Source organism: Comamonas fluminis (assembly GCF_019186805.1).
Classification (GTDB): domain Bacteria; phylum Pseudomonadota; class Gammaproteobacteria; order Burkholderiales; family Burkholderiaceae_C; genus Comamonas; species Comamonas fluminis.
This window is the reverse complement of the sequence record NZ_CP066783.1, coordinates 3,350,928-3,370,807: the sequence shown is the minus strand read 5'-3', so window position 1 is coordinate 3,370,807 and position 19,880 is coordinate 3,350,928. Positions and strand designations below refer to the sequence as shown.

Below are 19,880 nucleotides of genomic sequence, written 5' to 3'. Positions count from 1 at the left end.
TTACTCCACAGTGGTTTCAGAAGACTCGGCAGGGCCGCCGCGCAGCATGTCGCGCACGACGACAACCAGCATGCCGATGGCCAGCACCAGCGTGGCTGCAGCGCCCAGCGCCAGCGGGTAACCCAGCACGGTGCTATAGCTGCTCCAGCCTGCCACCACCTGTTCCCACGAACCCCACAGCAGCAAGCCCATGCAGGCTGCAATCAGCAACTGGGAAATCCAGAAAAGCACTTTGCGGGTGCTGGGGCCGACGCGGGATGTCACCATGTCAAAGCCCAGATGCGAGCCTTCAAACGCGGCAACAATCGCGCCAATGGCCACGAGCCATACAAAGAGCAGGCGCGAGATTTCTTCGTACGAGACGATGCTGGTGTGAAACACATAGCGCAGCACCACGTTGACGAAAACGGCAATCACCATGCCGGCCAGGGCCAGCACCATCAGCCCTTCCGCCAGGCGCTTGGCCATTGGCTTGGGGGAGGATTCGGCCTGATTGTTATGACTCATTATTGGGCTCCTGTGGGGGTATGGCTGGCAGCAGGTTCCTGCAGCCAGAGCTGAACCTTCTGCGCAATGGTGTTCAAGGGCAGGGTGGCGTTCAGTGTCAGCACATCGCTTTCCTGGCGCGGGTCTTCCAGCGTGGCGAACTGGTTGGCCACCAGATGGGGCGAGAAAAAATGCTGCGCCCGGGTCTGCACCCGCTCCAGCGCGGTGTCGTAGTCGAGCTCCAGAAACACAAAGCCCAGTTGCTGGGCTGCGCGCAGTTGATCCCGGTATTTGCGCTTGAGCGAAGAGCAGGTCAGCACCAGGCCATGCGTGGGGCTGGCCTGCGCCAGCCGCTGGGCCAGCCGCTCAAGCCAGCCTTCGCGGTCTTCGTCGGTAAGAGGGGTGCCTGCCTGCATCTTGGCCACGCTCTGCGCTGAGTGGTAGCTGTCGCCTTCGACCAGCTCCCAGTTCAGTTGCTGGGCAATGGCTTGGCCAGCGCTGGATTTGCCGCAGCCGGAGACCCCCATGATGACCAGAGCCACCTTTTGCGCGGGTGCATGAGATTGTCGTTCTGGCATCTTGGTTAGCGCTATCCTTGGCGGTTAAAAAAAGCGCAGGCCGACATGCGCAAGAGGCTCTCATCTCCGTGGCCATGAAGGCCGGTGTCGAGGGGGCGGTTCGCTGTCGGACTGCTGATTGGGTGCTTCAAATGAAGCTTGGTTAGCGCTATCATAAGCACCAGAACTGCAAAACAAGACTAGGAGAATCCCTTGCCTCCCGAGCCTCAAGCCAAGAGCGACAGTCCGGCGGACACCAGTGGGCAGCGCCGTTCCCGCGCCAGCGGGCGGGTGACTTTGAGTGATGTGGCAGAGGCTGCAGGGGTCAGCGCCATGACGGTATCTCGCGCACTGCGCGGCGAGCGCCGCGTGGCCCCGGCGCTGGTCGAGAAAGTGCGCGAGGTGGCTGCGTCTCTGGGCTATGTGCCCGATCTGGCGGCGCGGGCACTGGCTTCGCAAAAAAGCACCCAGGTGCTGGTGCTGATTCCCATGCTCTCGAACACCTTGTTTGTGGATTTGCTGGAAGCCGCGCACAAAGTGCTGTTCGCCCACGGCTATCACATGCTGATTGGGGTGACCCATTACGACCCGCAGGAAGAAGAGCAACTGCTGCGTGCCTATCTGCCCATGCGCCCCGCTGGCTTGCTGCTGACCGGGTTTGACCACAGTGAAGCCGCCCAGCAACTGCTGGCCGCCAACCCTGTGCCGCGTGTGCACCTGATGGAGCTGCGAGAGCAGGCTGTGGCGGCCGACAGCTATTGCGTGGGCTTTTCGCAGACGGCGGCCGGGGCAGAGATGACCCAGCACCTGCTGGACAAAGGCTACAGGCGCATTGCGTTTTGCGGTGCGCAACTGGATGCGCGGGTGATGCAGCGGCTGCAAGGCTACAGGCGCGTGCTGAAGCAGGCGGGGCTGTATGAGCCAGGGCTGGAAATGCTCAACCCCGAGCGTTCATCGCTGGCGCTGGGTGCAAGGCAGTTTCAGGCGCTTATCAAGGCGGATCCTGCGGTTGATGCTATCTTTTTCTGTAACGACGACATCGCGCAAGGCGCGGTGCTGGAGGCTGCGCGCATGGGCATCAGAGTGCCGCAGCAAGTCGCCATTGCGGGGTTCAACGACTTGCCGGGCAGTGACCAGATGGTGCCGCCGCTGACCACCATTCACACCCCGCGCGATGAGGTGGGCCAAAGAGCTGCGCAGATGCTGCTGCAACTGCTGGAGGGAAAGCCGGTTCAGGAGCCGCGTGTGGATCTGGGCTTCAGGCTGATACCGAGAGCCAGCACTTGAAAAGGCTTTTACGAAGCGGTCTCAGGCTTCAGGGGCGGCTTTGCTGCCACGGCCTGTAATCTTGTCCTTGAGGTCCAGCAGGCGGGTCACGGCAGAGCCCATGCCCATGAGCTGCATGGCGGTTTCGGGTGACAGGCGCTGCACATCGTCATACCAGTTCATGAGCTTGTCGATCAGCTCATGCATATCGCGCATGCGCTGCTGGGCGTAGCGCTCTTCATCCGTATGGACTTCTTCCATCATGGCGGTACGCAGCATGGACTGTGTGGGCTCAATCTCGCGGCGGCGGCGTTCTTCGGCCAGGCGCTTGAATATTTCCCAGACATCCTGAGGCGCCTGAAAGTACTCGCGGCGGTCGCCGGGCTGATGACGAAGTTGCACCAGCCGCCAGGCCTGTAGCTCTTTGAGTCCCATACTCACATTGGAGCGTGAGAACTCCAGTGTTTCTGCAATTTGATCGGCATTCAGGGGATCTGCGGACAGAAACAGTAGGGCATAGATCTGCCCCACTGTGCGATTAATTCCCCAGCGGCTGCCCATCTCTCCAAAATGAGAAACAAATTGTCGGCTCAATTCCGAAAGTGGTTTGGCTTGCGTCATGCCCTCTATTGTGCCTTTGCACCGTGTTTTCAGTCGTGACGCTAAATCAAACCTACTTGCATATCTAACTATGAAGTGGGGATGAAACTTTGTCACTTGTTGCATTAATAGCGCAGAGAGTGTCAGCAAATTGTTGGCTTTGGGCGCAAAATCGCATTCCTGTGAATTACCTGTCGGGTTCTTGACACGTCTTCGTGCTTCAAAACCCTTTCTCGGCCCGCATTGCCATCAAGGAATGCAGGGCACAGGACACCGATGGCACAAAGCTCAAACAACTCTCACTCTCGTAGCGCTCTGATTGATTGCACCAAAGGCCTGGCTTGCGCGGCCATTGTCTGGCATCACCTGGCGTTCTATGGCCCCATGTCCGATGTGGCGCATCCTGTCATGCCGGATTTGCTGGACTGGCTCTATGAGTACGCCCGCATGGCGGTGCAGATTTTTCTGGTGATTGGTGGCTTCCTGGCGGCTGCAAGCCTGGCACCGCAGGGGCTGGCCCGGTTTGATTCGCCATGGTCCAAAGTCGGCAAGCGCTTTGTGCGCCTGGTCGTGCCTTATGCCGTGGCGCTGGTGGTGACCATCGTCGTCTCTGCAGCCATTCGCCCCTGGTTCGATCACGAGTCCGTCTCGGCAGACCCAGACCTCTGGCAGCTGTTTGCCCATGCGCTGCTGCTGCAGAACATTGTGGGCGAGGAGTCTCTGTCCGCCGGTGTCTGGTATGTGTCCATAGACTTTCAGCTGTTTGCAGGCACGGTCCTGCTTCTGGCGGGTGTGCGTGGTTTGCAGCAACTGGCAGTCAAGCGCTGGGGCGAGGCCACAGTCAAGGGTTGGTGGCCCTGGGCCGTCACTGGCATGCAGGCGCTGGTCGTGGCGCTGACTGCTGCATCGCTCTTCAGTTTCAATCTGGATGCGGATCTGGACGTCTGGGCCATCTACTTCATGGGGGCCTATGGGCTGGGCATGATGGCCTACTGGGCCGTGGCAGCAGAAAAGCGCAGCACAGCCTGGAGCTGGGCCATGCTGATTGCCGCCCTGGCGATTGGCGCTCTGGTCTATGAATGGCGCGACCGCATCTTTCTGGCTGGTGTGACCGGGCTGCTGCTGATCGTCTGCATGCGCACGGAGGGCATTGCGCGCTGGAAGGGCTTTGCCCCGCTGCGCCGTCTGGGCGAGATTTCCTACTCGGTATTCCTGATTCACTTCTCCATCTGCCTGCTGGTCAATGCGGTGGTCAACCACTTCTGGCATGGCTCGGTCACGGCGGCAGTGATGGGCATTCCTTTTGCCTTCGTGTTGTCGCTGACTGCAGGTTATGTGCTGTATCAGCTGGTCGAGCGCCATGTCTCGTCCTGGAGCCAGGCGCTGCGCTGGCAGGCTGGCTTGATTGGGGTTGGCCTCTTCACAACCCTGCTGGCAGGCTTGCGCTGAACGGGCGCAGGGCATGAAAAAAGCAGCTCCGCGGAGCTGCTTTTTTGTGGGCACTGAATCCTCAGCGGTGCAGCTCGCCAGAGCTTTCGGGCTGGAAAACGATGGCATCTACGCGCACGGTGACCTGGCCGGTTGGGCTGGGCATCTTGAATTCGTCACCCAAAGACAGGCCCAGCAGGGCAATGCCGACGGGGGCGAAAATCGAGACCTTGTCAGCGCTGCCATCCATGTCCTTGGGGTAGACCAGGGTCAGGGTGTTGGCCTTGCCGCTCTCCAGCATCGTGAAGCGCACGGTGGAGTTCATGGTCACCACAGTGGGTGGCATTTGCTGAGGGTCGAGCACATCTGCGCGATCCAGTTCGGCTTCCAGCGCATCGCGGCCTGGAAAGTTGCTGGAGTTCTTTTCCAGCAAAGTCTCAATGCGTTCCAGATCCAAGGACGACAAAGTGATTTGGGGCTTGCGCTCCATGGTGTGACTCCCTTGCTTGGTGGTGTGGTTGGCGCTTTTCGCGTTGCGCAAACGGACAAAAGCCCGGGCAACGGTGTTGTCCGGGCCAAGGCGATGAAAAAGCACCTTTTTGGTGCGTTGGCGTCATTGTCGGTGCAAGCTGGGTTTGCTCCAAGCCATCTCGCACTCCGCCAGTGCGAATTGCTTGCCAGAAAGCTCCTTGTTTGATAGCTGCTGGCGCTTTATGCATAAGCGAAACAGCCGATTTTCAGAAAAATCAACGCGCATTGGCTGTAACAGTATTGACCCAGGAGGCACGATGGGAAAACAAAAATCCTTGCTGAAATAGCTGTATTTTTATACAGTTATTTCATGAAAAGTCAGCCACCACTCCACAAGCAGGACGCAACCACAGGCAATGATGTGGTCCGGCCTGTGATCGCCATCAAGGGGCGTGGCTCTGCCAGTCAGATCGCTCACCGATTTGCACGCGATGCGCGCCTGGATTTTGATGATGGCTGGGGCGAGGTCGTGCCAGAGGATGGTGAGAGCGGCACCGCGCCGTGGCGTACCCAGCTGGAGTGGGAGCAGTGCAAGTCTGCGCTCAGCCGCCACGGATCGCCTGATTTGCCTTTTCATCTGGGCCTCAACCCCTACCGTGGTTGTGAGCATGGCTGTATTTATTGCTATGCCCGGCCCACGCATAGCTATCTGGGCTACTCGCCGGGGCTGGATTTTGAAACTCGCCTGGTCGCCAAAGCCAATTTCCCGCAGGTGCTGCGCAAAGAGCTGTCGCGCCCCGGCCATGTGGCAGCCACAGTCATGCTGGGCTCGGTCACCGATTGCTATCAGCCCATAGAGCGCGAAGTGGGCCTGACGCGCAAAACCATTGAAGTGCTGGCGCAGGCACGCCATCCGTTTTCCATCGTTACCAAAGGCGCAGGCATAGAGCGTGATCTGGATTTACTGGCTCCGCTGGCGCAGAAAAATCTGGTGGCCGTCTATATCACCCTGACCACGCTGCAGCCCGAGCTGGCCCGCCGCCTTGAGCCGCGAGCCGCCGCGCCGCACCGGAGGCTGCGCCTGATTCGCAGCCTGAGCGAAGCAGGCATTCCCGTCGGCGTGAGCCTGGCGCCGCAGATTCCTTTTCTCAACGACGACCTGGAGCAGGTTCTGGCCGCTGCACAAGAGGCGGGTGCCCGCCAGGCTTTTTATGCCGTGCTGCGTTTGCCGTGGGAGGTGGCGCCGCTGTTTGAGGAGTGGCTGCAATTGCATTACCCCGACCGCGCCCAGCGCGTGATGGAGCGTGTGCGTGACCTGCATGGCATCCGCGAAGAGGACCGGGCCGAAGGCAAGGTCTACAGCAGCCAGTTCGGCCAGCGCATGAAAGGCACCGGGGCATGGGCTGATATGCTGGCCCAGCGTTTTGGGCTGGCTTGTCGCAAGCTGGGCTTGAATCGCGACAGAGTGGTGCTGGACTGCAGCCAATATCACCCCAGTCGCCTGTCTGCGCAGCAATCCCTGTTTTGAATAAGAGTTCGTGATGACCGCCGACCTGCAAACCCTGTTTACGAATCTCGCCAAAGCCAGTGCCAACCAAGGAGTTCACCCGGAACCCGGCTCTGGACTTGTGCAGCCCACGCATGGCGTTGAGATTCCCTCCGCTTATAAAGACTTTTTGAGGCTTCTCGGCCCTGGAAGCTGGGGCGAATTTCTGCACTTTCATGCGCCGGAGCATATGAGCACGCACGAGGAGCTGCTGTCTTCCTTTATGGATGATGACTTGCAGGAATTGCTGGAGCCCACGGCCGATGTACTGGTCTTTGCCAGCAGCGACAACGGTGATATGTGCGGCTGGCACTTGCATGACTTGATTCGCATGCCACCAGATGCTTGCCCTGTCATTCGCATTGCACCGCGCAGTTTTGACGGTGTCGTGATTGCCGCCACGACGGCAGAGTTTTTCCAGTTGCTGGGGCAGGGGGCGAATCTGTTCGGTGTGGGTGCTTTGCCTTGGGTGTTTCGGCCAAGGTCACAGCAGTAGAGGTCTGCACAGAACAGCTTGAAGCTGGCAGCGCTGGCCCCAACAGGAATGTCTATGAATTCATCTCAAGAACGATTGAACCAGATTGCCGTTTGGCACACAGCGCAAGAGCACGCAAAGATCAAAGCCGCGATTGAGGCTTTGCCTGCAGCTGAACGCAGTGATGAGCTGCTGAGCCTGCTGGCGCGGGCGCTGTTCAATGAGGACGAATTTCCTGCAGCACTTGAAACGCTGGACGGGATTGCCGATCGCAGTGGTGATGAGCCGTGGTATTGCCTGCGCCGAGCGCTGACTTTGTGGCAAATGAATCGCGAAGATGAGGCGCTGCCCTGGTTCCTCAAGGCGCAGACCCTGGGGCTGGAGGAAATTGATGAGCTGCCCGGCACTTACTTCCCCAAGTCGGTCAGCAAATGGGTGGAGCGCGCCGAGATGTGGGCACCGCGGCGGCTGGAGATGAAAAGCTTTGAAGCCCAGCGAAGATCGGCGCGCAGCAAAACACCTGTGGATGCCAAGTTCAGCGCGCAAGATCTGGCGGGCCTGTGGGATGACAGCGAATATTCGCTGAGCCAATACACCGGAGCCACTCCAACGACCGAGGATTTTGCGGCGATCGAGACCGAGCTGGGTTTTCGCCTGCCAGGTGCCTACAAATCGCTGATTCAGCTGCGCAATGGCGGCATCTTGGCACGCAATTGCTACCCCAATGCTTTGCGCCGGGACTGGACGACTGCGGCGTTTTCCGTGGAAAGTATCTTTGGCATTGATCGCAGCAAACCCTATTCGCTGTGCGGAAGCCGGGGTGCTAAGTTCTGGATTGAAGAATGGCGTTATCCAGAGATTGGCATTGCGATTGCCGACACCATCAGCGCCGGTCACCAGATGATTTTTCTGGACTATTCGGATTGCGGCCCTGACGGTGAGCCCTGCGTGGTGTCGGTCAATCAGGAGTCGAATTACGAGATCAGCTATGTGGCCGATAACTTCGCCGAGTTCATTCGCGGTCTGGAGCCTTCCGAGGATGAAGAGTTGGACGACGACTGATTGTTCAGAGCAAGGTATCTGCCTTTAATTTCTGTCCTCAATCGCTTCCCAGAACGAGCGCACCAGCAAGCTGTCGCTGCGCTCCTTCATGCAATAGACATAGGTCGTGGTGCTGGCCGGGTCGCCCGCAATGCGAATCGGCCTGAAGCGGGCATCGGGAATGAATTCAGCCTCTGACACCGCACCAATGCCCAGGCCGCGTGCCACGGCTTCGCGTATGGCTTCGCGGCTGCCAATTTCCAGATTCAGTTGTGGTTTCACGCTGGCGGCTGCCAGTGCTTTTTCCATGGCTGTGCGCGTGGTGGAGCCTCGTTCGCGCAGCAGCAATGCCTGGTTGTGCAGGGCTGCAATGTCGATTTGCTCGCGCTGCGCCAGCGGGTGGTCCACATGGGCGAACAAGATGATGGAGTGGCGTGCATATTCGCGGGCCACCAGTTCCGGGCGTTCGTACAGGCCCGCCAGCACGGCCACATCGGTGCTGTAGTTCTCCAGGTCATGCAGCACCTGCTGCGAGTTGCCCATGCGAATCGACAGCTGCATTCCAGGATGCAGCGCACGGTAGGCCGCCACCATTTCGATGACATGAAACGGCCCCACGGCGCCGATCTTGAGTTCCCCTTGATGGAGCTTGCCGGAGTCGCGCAGAAAGAACTCGGCTTCCGACTCCAGAGCCAGCAGCTTCTGCGCCAGCGTCATCAGCTTGTGCCCCGCACTGGTCAGGCTCATGCGGTAGCCCTGACGGTGAAACAGCTCAATCTGGCTTTGTCGCTCCAGCGTGGCGATCTGGCTCGATATCGTGGGCTGGCTCAGGCCCAGAGAACGTGCGGCAGCGCTCAGACTTCCTTGCTGGGCCACGGCGATAAAGGCTCGGTAGCGGGCGGTGCTCATGAAGATTACATCTCAAGGTTTGATCTATGGAAACTGTCAAAACTGATTCTGAAGCTTTCACATGACAGTCATATGTCGTCCCTAATATTCGAGCCAACGCACCACACAAAGGCGGTGCGAATGATCGAAATGCAAAGGATGAACTCCATGACAATGACCCGCAAAACCTGGCTGAAAGCCGCTGTTGCCAGCCTGACTCTGGCCGCCACTTCCGGTGTGATGGCGCAGCAGCCCACGGAGTTGCGCGTGGGCCTGATCCCTTCTGAAGATGCGCAGGCCATGATGCGTGCCAGCCAGCAGGTGATGGAGCAACTGGCGGCCAAGACGGGCATGAAGGTCAAGCCTTTTGTCGCCAACGATTACAACGGCGTGATCGAAGCCATGCGCTCGGGCAAGATCGATGTGGCTTACTTCGGCCCCTTCTCCTATGTGCTGGCATCGCAGCTGGCCAACGCCGAAGCGTTTGCGATTCCCGTAGCCAAGAAGTCGGGACGCAGCTCTTACAACAGCATCATCATCAGCAAGAAGGACAAGGGCCTGAGCACCGTGCCCCAGTTGCAGGGCAAGACGTTTGCGTTTGTCGATCCCAGCTCTGCATCGGGCCATCTGTTCCCGAAGGCGGGCCTCAAGGGCGACGGCATTGATACCGACAAATACTTCTCTCGCGTGATCTTCTCGGGCTCGCACGACGCCAGCATCATGGCGGTGGCCAACGGCAAGGTGGATGCGGCGGCGGTGGCCGCCCCGATCTTCCAGACCGCTGTGGCCAAGGGCCATGTGAAGGCCGAAGACTTCCAGATCATCTGGCGCTCCAAGGACATCCCCGAGTCACCCATGGCCTGGCGCAAGAATCTGGATGAAGCCACCAAGAAAAAAGTAGCCACTGCACTGGCCGAGATCAAGGGCCTGCCCTGGGGCGACCGTGGTGAGCTCAACGGCTTTGCGCCCACCAACGATCAGGCTTACGACGTGGTGCGCCAGACTGCTAAGGCGCTGAATCTGGATCTGGGGAAGATGAAATGATCACCATCCGCAATCTGCGCAAAAGCTATGGCAGCAACCATGTGCTGCACGGCATCGACATGGACGTGAAGGCTGGTGAATTCGTGGTCATGCTGGGGCTGTCCGGCGCAGGCAAGTCCACGCTGCTGCGCTGCATGAACGGGCTGAATCAGCCCGACAGCGGCACGCTGCAGGTGGGCGGCATTGACCTGATGCAAAAACATTCGCGCCGCGATCTGGCCCGCCATGTGGCCATGGTTTTTCAGCACCACAACCTGGTGCAGCGCCTGTCGGTGCGCAAGAACGTGCTGACGGGGCGCCTGGGCCAGGTGGGTACGCTGGCCTCGGTCATGCAGCTGTTCCGGCAAAGCGACATTGCACTGGCCGACGAGTGTCTGCAGCGTGTGGGGCTGGCCCACAAGGCCGATGAGCGCACGGAAGCTCTGTCCGGTGGGCAGATGCAGCGCGTGGGCATTGCCCGTGCACTGGCGCAGCAGCCACAGGTGATTCTGGCGGACGAGCCCGTGGCCAGTCTGGACCCCAAGACAGCGCGCAGCGTGCTGCAATATCTGCGTGATGCCACGCGAGAGCTGGGCATTGCTGTGGTTTGCAATCTGCACCAGGTGGATTACGCCCGTGAGTTTTCAGACCGGGTGGTGGGCCTGTCGCAAGGGTGCATGGTGTTTGATGGTGCACCCGATTCGCTGGATGAGACAGCACTCAACGCCATCTACAACACCGACATGCCGCAGCAGGCGGCAGGTGAAAAAGACGCGGTGCTGACCACGCCTGGCGCATGGCTGCCCAAGGCCATGCCGCTTGCGGCCACAGCGGGCGGTTTGCAATGAGCAGTAATACCCTGAAGCAAGAAGACCGCTGGCAGTGGACGGCTGCACGCCCCGAAAGCACGGGCGGATGGCTGGGCTACGCTGCGATGGCACTGGTCATTGGCTGGGTGCTGCACTGGAGCGCTTCTGGTGCGCAGATGAGCTGGAGCGAACTGGCCAATGGCATGCCGCAGATTGGCGACTTTCTCTCGCGCTCTGTACCGCCCGACTGGGACATTCTGCCGCGCCTGTGGGCGCCTGCGCTGGAGACGATTCAGATTGCGATCTGGGGTACTTTGCTGTCGGTAATTCTGGCGCTGCCGCTGTCCTTTATCGCGGCCAGCAATTTGCACAGCTGGCACTGGCTGCGCCGCATCACACGCCAGTTCTTGAACGTGGTGCGCAGCATCAACGAGCTGATTCTGGCGCTGGTCTTTGTCTCTGCCGTGGGGCTGGGCCCGTTCCCCGGTGTGCTGGCGCTGGCCCTGCATGGCATGGGCATGCTGGCCAAGTTCTTTGCCGAGGCCATTGAAGAAATTGACGATGGCCCGCTGCAGGCCTTGCGCAGCGCCGGTGCCAGCCAGTTGCAGATCATTGCCTTTGGCGTGGTGCCGCAGGTCATCACGGCCTGGATTGCGGTGGTGCTCTACCGCTTTGAAGTGAATCTGCGCTCTGCCACCGTGCTGGGCATGGTGGGGGCAGGCGGTCTGGGCTTTGAGCTGGTCAGCAGTCTCAAGCTGTTCCGCTACCAGGAAACGGCTACCTGCATCATCGTCATCACGGTGATGGTGATTGCTGCCGACATGGCTTCCAACTGGCTGCGCAGCCGCATCCAGCAGGGCGCACGCCACTGATTTTTCGCGCCATGCATGCGATGCATGGCCGATTCAAAACTCCTGAAATATGAGCTGCTGGCGCTTTATGGATAAGCGCCAGGGGCTGGTTTTACCCAAAATTCTCTGAAAGCCTTTCTCGTGTGGACCTATCAAAACCCCGTGCACATTAGCGTGGGATGCAAGAGCCTCGATCAACTGCCAGCGCTGCTCAATGGCCGCAGCTGCCTGCTGGTCACCTTCCCTGAAGCGCAAGCTCTGGGCCTGGTGCAGCGCGTGCACACAATGCTGGGCGCGCAACTGCGCGGCGTGATCGACAGCATTGCCCCCAACCCCGATGTGCAATGGCTGGCACCGCTGTATGAGCAGGTGCAGCGCGAACATGCCGATGTGCCGGTGATTGTGGCGCTGGGTGGCGGCAGCGCCATTGACTCGGCCAAGGCCCTGATTTGTCATACGCCCAGTGGCAAGTTTGAAGACCTGCTGGCGGTGCTGAAGCAGGGCGGCTCGCTGCCGTCTGCGGGCCACAAGGCGCTGATCGCTATTCCCACAACAGCAGGCACGGGCAGCGAAGTGACGCCTTGGGCCACGATCTGGGATCAGTCCGGGGGACAGAAATATTCTCTGCACCAGCCATGCACCTGGCCCGAGGCAGCCGTCATCGATGCAGAACTGATGACCAGCCTGCCCGCTGGCGCCACGCTGGCTTCGGGGCTGGATGCTTTATCGCACGCGCTGGAGTCGATCTGGAACGTCAACCGCAACCCCGTTTCCATGTCGCTGGCCGTGCAATCCGCCCGCCGCACCATGGCTGCGCTGCCTGCCTTGATGAAAAACCTGGGCAGCCTGGCGCTGCGCGCCGATATGGCCGAAGCCGCATTGCTGGCCGGGCTGGCGTTTTCCAACACCAAGACAGCGCTGGCACATTCGCTGTCCTACGACATCACGTTGCAGCATGGTGTGCCGCATGGCCTGGCCTGCTCATTCAGCCTTCCGCTGGTGCTGGAGATGGCGCTGGGTGCTGACCCCGTGGCCGATGCCGCCTTGCTGTCCATCTTTGATGCAAGCACCCCATCGGTGGCGATTGAACGCCTGCGCGCTTTCCTGCAAGGGCTGGGTGTTGCCACCGATCCTGCGCACTACGGCGTAGCGCCGGATGACTGGCAGGCCATGGTTCACAAGGCCGCCAGTGGCCCGCGCGGGCGCAATTTCATTCGCGCGCTTTAACGATACATAACTCTTTTCTGCGATGTCTCCCTTCTGTCTGCTGCCATTGATTGCACAAAGCCTGGGTGAGGCCTCGCACTCTCCTGTCCATAGCAACCTGCCATCCACTCATGAACTCCAACGTCAACACCGAAATGCAAGCCCTGTCCACAGCATCCAGCGCCGCTGGGCGCGAAAAATCCGCAGACTTGTCTCCGCTGCAAGCCGTCATCTTTGACTGGGCCGGTACGCTGGTGGACTTTGGTTCGCTGGCGCCCACGCAGATCTTTGTCGAGGCCTTTGCCACCTTCGGCATCCACATCACGCTGGCCCAGGCACGCGGCCCCATGGGCTTGTCCAAGTGGGATCACATTCGCCAGCTGCTGCAGGATGAAAGCATTGCCGCCCAGTGGCTGGAAAAGTTTGGCCGTGCGCCTGCTAATGAAGATGTGGACGCGATTTATGCCCGCTTCATGCCCATGCAGATTGCCAAGGTGGGTGAGTTTTCCGCCCCTATCGAAGGTGCTGTGCAGACCCTGCAGTGGCTGCGCGCCAATGGTTTGAAGGTGGGCTCCTGCTCGGGCTACCCCCGTGAAGTGCTGAATCAGTTGCTGCCGCAGGCTGAAGCGGCAGGCGTTAAGCCTGACTATGTGGTGGCGGGTGACGAACTGGAAGCCGGTGGCCGCCCTGGCCCCTTCATGGCACTGGCCAATGTGCTGGCGCTGGGCATTGGCGATGTGCGCGCCTGTGTGAAGGTGGATGACACCGTGCCCGGCATTGAAGAAGGCTTGAATGCAGGCATGTGGACCGTGGGCCTGAGCCTGTCGGGCAACGAAGTAGGTTACAGCGTGCAAGAGTTTGCCAAGGCCGATGCAGCAGACGTTGAGGCCCGTGTGGAGGTGGCTGAAGCCAAGCTGAAAAAAGCCGGTGCCCACTATGTGGTGCGCAGCGTGGCGGATCTGCCTGAGGTGCTGCAGGCTATTGCGGCGGATATGCGCGCCGGGCGCAAGCCAGCTTGATGCTGGCAGGTTGACGCACTTGCAGCGTCAACTGCGGTGATTGCACAGGGGCTACCACGGGTAGCCCTTTTTCATGGATGTCAGAAGAACGCAGGAATCAGGTGCGGATAGTTCTGCACCACGTCGTTGCCCAGAATAAAGCTCACGGTGCTGGCCGTGGCGCCCATGATGCCGCCGAGGAACAGCGAGCTGGAGTGAAAGCCTGCGCCAGCCTTGAAACCCAGAATTGCAGCAAAAGCCAGTCCGATCATGATGCATCCCCTTGCGTTACAGCGCTGCGTGTGTCGCATCGCGTTTGTCTTGATGCCATCATGCTTTTTATTGCTATTGATAAATATAAGTCGATAGATTTAACAAATGAAGTCTGATAGGAAATACCTTGTAGGAGGTAACCATTTATAGGTATCTGCAATGATTCATGGAACGCGACCTGGAGCAGGGCTTGGAGAGTTGACAGGAATAGGGGTAAAGCCTCGCTAGGATGGGATGGTGTTGATCGTCCATCTGCTGCAATGACTGCTGAACACCATTCACCCGAAGAGCCGCTGGGCTTGGAATCCCTTTGTGCTCTGGCTGTGAAACTACAGCATGGAACCGCGAGTACCTCTCATCCACCCCAGCAGGTGATGGATGTGGTGCTGGCGGCTTTTGTGGCCAGAAACCTTATAAACGGCGGCTTTGCCCAGTTGTTTTTCAATGCAGGCGGGGAATATCTGGCCGAAATGGCGCAGATGTTTCAAAACTTCAATGCAAGCAACACCTTGCGTTTTTATGAGCAGGCTGTGCGCATCTGCCTGGCAGATAAAAAGGCCTACCAAGACTTTCTTGCGGGTGACTTTGTCAGTGCCAGCCCGTTCAAGAATGCGTTGCATGAGGTGTCTCTGGGCTACTTTGCCACCGCTACTCATTTTGAAGATGAGGCCCAGCCTCTGCTGGGCCAGGCTTGCACGGTGGCAGCGCGCTGGTTGCAGGGGCAAGGTGGCGCCTCAAGTTGACTGAGGGTGAGGGGCAGTTTTCGTCCGCACGTTCTTAAAATCAGATTCCCCTAGCCAAGAGTGAATACATGCCTGTAACCATTGACGATGTTGCCAAGGCCGCCGGAGTCCATGCCGCCACTGTTTCGCGTGCTTTGCGCGGCGTAGCGGGCAAGGTGTCTGCAGCCAAGCGGGCCGAGATTGAAGCCGTGGCGCGCAGTCTGGGGTATCAGCCCAATATCGTTGCGGCCTCTTTGCGCACCAAGCGCAGCAATATGGCTGCCATCATCGTGCCCGATCTGGCCAACCCTTTGTTTGCGCCCATCGTCAAGGGGCTGGAGCAGGAGCTGCGCAAGCACGACATGCTGGCGCTAATCACCCAGCCGCCGGAGGGCAAGGAGGCGCGGGCCCGTCTGGTGCAGGAGCTGGCCATGCGCCAGGTCAGCGGGCTGCTGATTCTGGCCGCTGAGAGCGGTGACGCCATGCTGGAAGAAGCCGTGCAGCAGAAGATTCCGACGGTGCTAGTCAACCGAGGCTTGGGCGAGCGGCGCTTTTCCAGTGTGGTCAATGATGACCAGGAGAGCACCCATCTGGCCATCGCCCATCTGCGGGCGCTGGGCCATGAGCGGATTGCGCATGTGGCAGGCCCTGCCTCGTCATCCACAGGCGCGGCGCGCAAGAAGGCGTTTCTTGAATTGATGCAGAGTGAGCCGCCCATGGTGGTGGATGCTCAGGCCTTTACGCGAGAAGAAGGCGTCAAGGCGGCGCGGCAGCTGTTTGAAGGCTGGAATTTGCATGACCGACCATTCACCGCCATCTTTGCCAGCAACGATCTGCTGGCGCTGGGGGTGATGGATGTGGCACGGGAGCTGGGCATTGCCATTCCTGCCGATGTGTCTCTGGTGGGGCACAACGACATGCCGTTTGTGGACATTGTTCAGCCGCCGCTGACTACCATCCATATTCCGGTGGCCGAAATGGGGCGTCAGGCTGCGCAGGTGCTGATGGAAAATATCAACGGTGATGGTCAGGCCACGACAACGCGCATTCTCACGCCCTCGCTGGTGGTACGTGCTTCGACGGCCACGCGCCGCTAAAAGCAAAAAAGCGCTCCGGTACAGAGCGCTTTCTGAGCCGCAGAACGGCGTTCAGTTCTGCGTGATTTTGGCTTGCTGAATCAGCTTGGTGGCGACGGCAGATTCGGCTTTTACAAAACCCTCGAACTGCGCAGGCTCCACATGGGGCGCGTTGGCACCCAGAGCCGTAAAGCGCGCCTTGACGGCATCAGAGCGCAGGGCAGTGGCCGTGGCCTTGCTGATCTGCTCAGCCAATGCGGGCGGCAGCTTGGCAGGGGCAAACAGCCCGATCCAGAAGTCATAGGATGAGTTGGGAAAGCCCGCTTCCACTGTTGTCGGCACATCGGGCAGTGCCGTGGCGCGCTGGGGCGAGCCAACGGCCAGGGCCTGCAGCTTGTGATCCTTGATCATGGGGATGGCGCTGGTGATGGGGGCAAAGAACCAGTTGACCTGACCGGAGATCACATCCGTGATCGCCTCGGGGGTGCCGCGGTAGGGCACATGCACGGCATCAATCTGGGATGCAATTCTGAACTTCTCGGCGTTCATGTGTGTGGCGCTGCCATTGCCTGCAGAGGCGTAGAGCAGCTTGCCAGGCTCGGCCTTGGCTTTGCTAACCAGCGCGGCCAGATCCTTGTAGTTGGCTTTGGGCGAAACCACCAGCACATTGGGCACGGAGGCCAGCATGGCCAGAGGCTTGAAATCCTTGATCGGGTCGTAACGCAGACCGGGGTAGAGCGCGGCATTGGCCACATGACCGGCAGAATGAACCAGCAGCGTATAGCCATCAGCAGGTGAGCTGGCCACTTGCGCTGCCCCCAGCGTGCCCCCGGCACCGGGCTTGTTTTCCACGATGACGGGCTGGTTGCCCAGTTCCTTGCGCAAGCCTTCGCCTACGGCGCGGGCAATGATGTCGGTAGCAGACCCGGCGGTGAACGGCACGATGATGCGCACCGGTTTGTTGGGGTAGGGGTCCTGTGCCAGTGCGCTGGTCAGGGGGGCGCTGCCCAGCAGCAGGGCGGCGCAGATCGTGGTGATGCGGTTGCGGTTCATGGACTTGTCTCCTGTGGGGGTGTTGAGGTCCTCTGTGGCATCACCAGCAGCAGGCGCGCTGCGGTGGTGCCGGGATTGAACAACTGACGTGCTTCTCCGGGGGCGATGCGGCAACTGTCCAGCGGGTGCAGATGCGTTTCCTGACGGTGACCGTCAGCAACCGCAGTGACTTGCACCACGCCTTCCAGGCAGATGTAGAACTTTTCAAGGTCTGAGCCAGCCAGCGTGGTGCCGCCGCCAGGCTCCAGCAGGGAACAGCCAATCCAGACGCTGCCGGAAGGCCCTGCCTCCATGCCCTGCAGTCGTTGCATGGCCATCTGCATATGGCCAGGTGCTTCATAGGCGGGAGCCTCGGTAATGGGAACGACATGCATGGCGTGCTCCTGGGGGGTAATCAGGGGGCCAGAACCACGCGGTCCATGGAGCCGCTGAGCACTTTGCGGTAAGCGTCGGCGGCGCCGCTGAGCGGAATCAGCGAAGACTCGTCCACCTCAAAAGCCTTGAGCGAGCCATCGTCAAACCCCGGCAGCAACTGGTTGAGCACCTGGGCGCATTGGGTAACGGAGAGCTTGAGACTGTCCACGCCCAGCATCTGCAGATTGCGGCGATAGAAAGCCAGAATGTCGAAGGAGACATTGCGCTCGATGGTCGAGATAAGGATCTGCGTGCCGCCGATGGCCAGGGTGGCCAGCGCAGTCTCAAAGTAAGGCGATCCCACGGTGTTGTAGGCGATATCGGCACCGCGCCCACCGGTTGCATCCAGCAGCTTTTGCACCAGATCGGGGTCCTGGGCGTCAAACGCGGTCACGGCGGACGATGCATGGCCACGGTACTGGCTGGAGCCGCGCTCCACGCCAATGACCTGGGCACCCGCGCGAGTGGCCAGTTGCACTGCGGCCTGGCCCACTTTGCCATTGGAGCCAAAGACGATCAGTGTCTGCCCCTCACCTTTCAGACCAGCACGGCGCAGGCCTTCATTGGCGGTGATAAAGGGCACGCCCACAGTGGCAGCGGCTGCCACAGAAACACTTTTGGGTTTGCGGCTCAGAGCACTGACAGGTAGCACCAGATAGCGGGCGTGGGTACCGTCGCGTGTCACGCCCAGGTCGCCACCCGTGCCCCAGACATCCTGGCCTACCCAGTCCTCAGGCCCTGCAATCACGCGGCCCGCAAAGTCGCGGCCGGGGGTACGTGGCCACACGGCCTGGGGCATGGAGCCCAGTGCAGCTTTCACATCGCTGGGGTTGACGGCAGCGGCATAAATTTCAATGACCGCTTCCGTGGCGGTGGCAGCAGGCTGGGTCTGATTGACGATGGCGGGGGCGATGTCGGCGGCGGTGGCGGCCTTGGCGCTCAGGCGCAGAGATTGGGCAACAGTCATGGTGGGCTTTCGTTGAGGAGGATGGATAGGGGAGAGAGATGAAAATCAGGCCTTCTGGTTGCTGGCGCGCAGACCCCAGCGCTGGCGAGCCTGGGCACTGGTGGCCAGCGTGCCGCCCAGGTCCTGCACAATGCGGCGGGCCTTGGTCACCAGCTCTGCATTGCTTCTGGCCAGCTGGCCACGGTCCAGATAAATCGTGTCTTCCAGACCGATGCGCACATTGCCGCCCAGCAGATAGGCCTGGGCCACCGCTTGAAACGCATGGCGGCCCACGGCAAAGGCTGTCCACTCGGCTTTGTGCGGAATCAGCGACAGCGCCATCTGCATGGCCTGGGTGTTAAAGGGCAGCGAGTAGCGCACGCCCATCACAAAGCTGTAGATGCCCGGGCCTTGCAGGTACTCGTCGGCAATCAGCTGCTGGGCCAGCACCAGGTCACCGGTGTCAAAGCATTCCAGCTCGGGCACTACGCCTGCCTCGCGAATCACCTTCGCCATGCGGCGCACATTGGCGGGGGTGTTCATCACCACCTGCTCGCCAGAGTTCATGGTGTTCAGGTCCAGCGAGCAGATATCGGGGCGCAGCGCGGCAATGTGATCGACACGGGCTTCGGGCGGCAGCAGCGATGTGCCTGCGGCAAACACCTTGGGGTCATCGGCGCTGGGTACATAGCGCCCGCCGGGGCCGGTGGTCAGGTTGATGATGAGTTCCGGGCGTTCCTTGCGCAGTGTTTCCACCACCTGGGCATAGAGGTCCACATCCATGGAGGGCTTGCCGGTTTTGGGGTCGCGCACATGGATGTGCACGGCGGCAGCTCCGGCGTCATGGGCTTCGATGCAGGCGATGGAGATCTGCTCGGGGGTGACGGGCAGATAGGCCGTTTGCTCGGGCGTAGTGAGGTTGCCGGTGACGGCACAGGTCAGGATGGTGGGCTGGCTCATGGTGAATCTCCTGGGCAAAGTCAGAGGTGGCGGCCACCGTCGGCCACAAAAATGCTGCCGGTGGCATAGCGCAGACTGGTGCAGCAGGCGGCGATGGCGGCCGCCACGTCGTCGGCCGTGCCCACGCGCTGCAGCGGAATGGTTGCGCCGACCTTGGTGTTGAAGCTGGCATCGCGACCAGAGACAAAGCCGCTGTCCACCACGCCGGGGGAGACGGCCAGCACGCGCACCTTGGGGGCCAGCGTCTTGGCCAGTCCTTTGGTCAGTGCGTCAATGCCTGCCTTGGATGAGGCATAAGCCAGATTGCTGCCCAGCCCCGTGCTGCCCGCGATGGAAGAAATATTGACGATCAAGCCATCGCCCCTGGCGGCCAGCTGCGGTGCAAAGGCTCGAATGGCTGCAAACGTGCCGCGCCAGTTGCTGGCGAACATTTCGTCGATCAGCGCGTCGGTCAGGCCTTCCAGGTCGCTGGCTGGAACGGGCTGGGTGTGGCCTGCGCAGTTGATGAGAATCTGCGCGCCGCCAAACGCCTGCTGCACTTGCTGGGCAGCGGCACTCAGTTCATGGCTGTGGGTGACCGAGGCAGACACTGCGCCGTGGCCCGTGCCGGGCAGAGACTGCAGCAGCGCTGCAGATTTTTCCGGGCCGCCGCGATGCAGCAGCACGATGCGTGCGCCCAGATGTGCCAGACGCATGGCGGCTGCGCCAGCGATGGCCCCGGTGCCGCCGGTGATGACGACCGTCTGGCCGTCCAGACGATCGAGAGGAGAGAAAGTGTGGCTCATGGCGTG

Annotated in this window: 23 protein-coding genes; 12 read left to right on the top strand and 11 right to left on the bottom strand. The window is 60.4% G+C overall.

What is annotated here, in order from left to right:
- Both JDW18_RS15625 and JDW18_RS15620 read right to left on the bottom strand, forming a co-directional pair.
- Positions 1–507, bottom strand: coding sequence for a TRAP transporter small permease (locus tag JDW18_RS15625; protein ID WP_218240311.1), 507 nt, complete (start codon positions 505–507; stop codon positions 1–3).
- Entirely contained in the window at positions 507–1,064 is a 558-nt protein-coding gene (locus JDW18_RS15620) for a gluconokinase (protein WP_246609970.1), read from the bottom strand. The genes JDW18_RS15625 and JDW18_RS15620 overlap by 1 nt, the downstream gene beginning before the upstream one ends.
- 192 nt (positions 1,065–1,256) lie before the next feature.
- Between JDW18_RS15620 and gntR the strand changes: the two genes are divergently transcribed.
- Positions 1,257–2,330 carry an HTH-type transcriptional regulator GntR gene (gntR, locus tag JDW18_RS15615; RefSeq protein ID WP_218240310.1) on the top strand — a complete coding sequence of 358 codons (1,074 nt, stop codon included), beginning with the start codon at positions 1,257–1,259 and terminating at the stop codon, positions 2,328–2,330.
- Between the two features lie 21 nt (positions 2,331–2,351).
- On the opposite strand, the gene JDW18_RS15610 is transcribed toward gntR, so the two are convergent.
- Entirely contained in the window at positions 2,352–2,939 is a 588-nt protein-coding gene (locus JDW18_RS15610) for a GbsR/MarR family transcriptional regulator (protein WP_218243937.1), read from the bottom strand.
- A gap of 246 nt (positions 2,940–3,185) precedes the next feature.
- Here JDW18_RS15610 and JDW18_RS15605 point away from each other — a divergent pair, with 246 nt between their 5' ends.
- A complete protein-coding gene (locus tag JDW18_RS15605) occupies positions 3,186–4,358 on the top strand; it encodes an acyltransferase family protein (protein ID WP_218240309.1) in 1,173 nt (390 codons plus the stop codon).
- A 61-nt stretch (positions 4,359–4,419) separates the two neighbouring features.
- On the opposite strand, the gene rnk is transcribed toward JDW18_RS15605, so the two are convergent.
- Positions 4,420–4,827 carry a nucleoside diphosphate kinase regulator gene (gene rnk / locus JDW18_RS15600; protein WP_218240308.1) on the bottom strand — a complete coding sequence of 136 codons (408 nt, stop codon included), beginning with the start codon at positions 4,825–4,827 and terminating at the stop codon, positions 4,420–4,422.
- Positions 4,828–5,178: 351 nt separating this feature from the next.
- Here rnk and JDW18_RS15595 point away from each other — a divergent pair, with 351 nt between their 5' ends.
- Genes JDW18_RS15595 through JDW18_RS15585 form a run of 3 tightly spaced genes read left to right on the top strand, consistent with a single transcriptional unit; the run spans position 5,179 to position 7,891 of the window.
- Positions 5,179–6,336 (top strand): PA0069 family radical SAM protein, encoded by a 1,158-nt coding sequence (locus JDW18_RS15595; protein WP_218240307.1) that lies wholly within the window; start codon positions 5,179–5,181, stop codon positions 6,334–6,336.
- A 13-nt stretch (positions 6,337–6,349) separates the two neighbouring features.
- Positions 6,350–6,850, top strand: coding sequence for an SMI1/KNR4 family protein (locus JDW18_RS22810; protein ID WP_343216755.1), 501 nt, complete (start codon positions 6,350–6,352; stop codon positions 6,848–6,850).
- A 54-nt stretch (positions 6,851–6,904) separates the two neighbouring features.
- Complete coding sequence (locus JDW18_RS15585; RefSeq protein ID WP_218240305.1) at positions 6,905–7,891, top strand: SMI1/KNR4 family protein; 987 nt, start codon at positions 6,905–6,907, stop codon at positions 7,889–7,891.
- 24 nt (positions 7,892–7,915) lie between these two features.
- Here the strand turns inward: JDW18_RS15585 and JDW18_RS15580 are convergent, their stop codons facing one another.
- Complete coding sequence (locus JDW18_RS15580) at positions 7,916–8,779, bottom strand: LysR substrate-binding domain-containing protein (RefSeq protein WP_218240304.1); 864 nt, start codon at positions 8,777–8,779, stop codon at positions 7,916–7,918.
- Between the two features lie 147 nt (positions 8,780–8,926).
- On the opposite strand from JDW18_RS15580, the gene phnD reads away from it, so the two are divergent.
- The 5 genes from phnD to phnX all read left to right on the top strand — a co-directional run bounded on the left by phnD (position 8,927) and on the right by phnX (position 13,666).
- Positions 8,927–9,802 (top strand): phosphonate ABC transporter substrate-binding protein, encoded by an 876-nt coding sequence (gene phnD / locus JDW18_RS15575; RefSeq protein ID WP_425514743.1) that lies wholly within the window; start codon positions 8,927–8,929, stop codon positions 9,800–9,802.
- On the top strand, positions 9,799–10,629 hold the full coding sequence (phnC, locus tag JDW18_RS15570) for a phosphonate ABC transporter ATP-binding protein (protein ID WP_218240303.1): 831 nt from the start codon (positions 9,799–9,801) through the stop codon (positions 10,627–10,629). Before phnD ends, phnC begins: the two co-directional genes overlap by 4 nt.
- A complete protein-coding gene (gene phnE, locus JDW18_RS15565; RefSeq protein WP_218240302.1) occupies positions 10,626–11,462 on the top strand; it encodes a phosphonate ABC transporter, permease protein PhnE in 837 nt (278 codons plus the stop codon). The genes phnC and phnE overlap by 4 nt, the downstream gene beginning before the upstream one ends.
- A gap of 120 nt (positions 11,463–11,582) precedes the next feature.
- Positions 11,583–12,668 (top strand): iron-containing alcohol dehydrogenase PsrA, encoded by a 1,086-nt coding sequence (gene psrA / locus JDW18_RS15560; protein WP_218240301.1) that lies wholly within the window; start codon positions 11,583–11,585, stop codon positions 12,666–12,668.
- 134 nt (positions 12,669–12,802) lie between these two features.
- Positions 12,803–13,666 carry a phosphonoacetaldehyde hydrolase gene (gene phnX, locus JDW18_RS15555; protein ID WP_218243935.1) on the top strand — a complete coding sequence of 288 codons (864 nt, stop codon included), beginning with the start codon at positions 12,803–12,805 and terminating at the stop codon, positions 13,664–13,666.
- Positions 13,667–13,746: 80 nt separating this feature from the next.
- Here the strand turns inward: phnX and JDW18_RS15550 are convergent, their stop codons facing one another.
- On the bottom strand, positions 13,747–13,917 hold the full coding sequence (locus JDW18_RS15550; protein WP_218240300.1) for a hypothetical protein: 171 nt from the start codon (positions 13,915–13,917) through the stop codon (positions 13,747–13,749).
- 261 nt (positions 13,918–14,178) lie between these two features.
- Here JDW18_RS15550 and JDW18_RS15545 point away from each other — a divergent pair, with 261 nt between their 5' ends.
- Entirely contained in the window at positions 14,179–14,661 is a 483-nt protein-coding gene (locus JDW18_RS15545; protein ID WP_218240299.1) for a DMP19 family protein, read from the top strand.
- Between the two features lie 68 nt (positions 14,662–14,729).
- Positions 14,730–15,737, top strand: coding sequence for a LacI family DNA-binding transcriptional regulator (locus JDW18_RS15540; RefSeq protein ID WP_218240298.1), 1,008 nt, complete (start codon positions 14,730–14,732; stop codon positions 15,735–15,737).
- 51 nt (positions 15,738–15,788) lie between these two features.
- Here the strand turns inward: JDW18_RS15540 and JDW18_RS15535 are convergent, their stop codons facing one another.
- Genes JDW18_RS15535 through JDW18_RS15515 form a run of 5 tightly spaced genes read right to left on the bottom strand, consistent with a single transcriptional unit; the run spans position 15,789 to position 19,874 of the window.
- Complete coding sequence (locus tag JDW18_RS15535; RefSeq protein ID WP_218240297.1) at positions 15,789–16,769, bottom strand: Bug family tripartite tricarboxylate transporter substrate binding protein; 981 nt, start codon at positions 16,767–16,769, stop codon at positions 15,789–15,791.
- The gene (locus tag JDW18_RS15530) at positions 16,766–17,143 is read right to left on the bottom strand and encodes a cupin domain-containing protein (protein ID WP_218240296.1); all 378 of its coding nucleotides are present in this window, start codon (positions 17,141–17,143) and stop codon (positions 16,766–16,768) included. The genes JDW18_RS15535 and JDW18_RS15530 overlap by 4 nt, the downstream gene beginning before the upstream one ends.
- A gap of 20 nt (positions 17,144–17,163) precedes the next feature.
- Positions 17,164–18,150, bottom strand: a complete 987-nt coding sequence (locus JDW18_RS15525) for a quinone oxidoreductase family protein (RefSeq protein WP_218240295.1) — start codon at positions 18,148–18,150, stop codon at positions 17,164–17,166.
- Between the two features lie 45 nt (positions 18,151–18,195).
- On the bottom strand, positions 18,196–19,089 hold the full coding sequence (locus JDW18_RS15520) for a beta-keto acid cleavage family enzyme (RefSeq protein ID WP_218240294.1): 894 nt from the start codon (positions 19,087–19,089) through the stop codon (positions 18,196–18,198).
- Between the two features lie 20 nt (positions 19,090–19,109).
- Complete coding sequence (locus JDW18_RS15515) at positions 19,110–19,874, bottom strand: SDR family NAD(P)-dependent oxidoreductase (RefSeq protein WP_218240293.1); 765 nt, start codon at positions 19,872–19,874, stop codon at positions 19,110–19,112.
- Between the last annotated feature and the right edge of the window lie 6 nt (positions 19,875–19,880).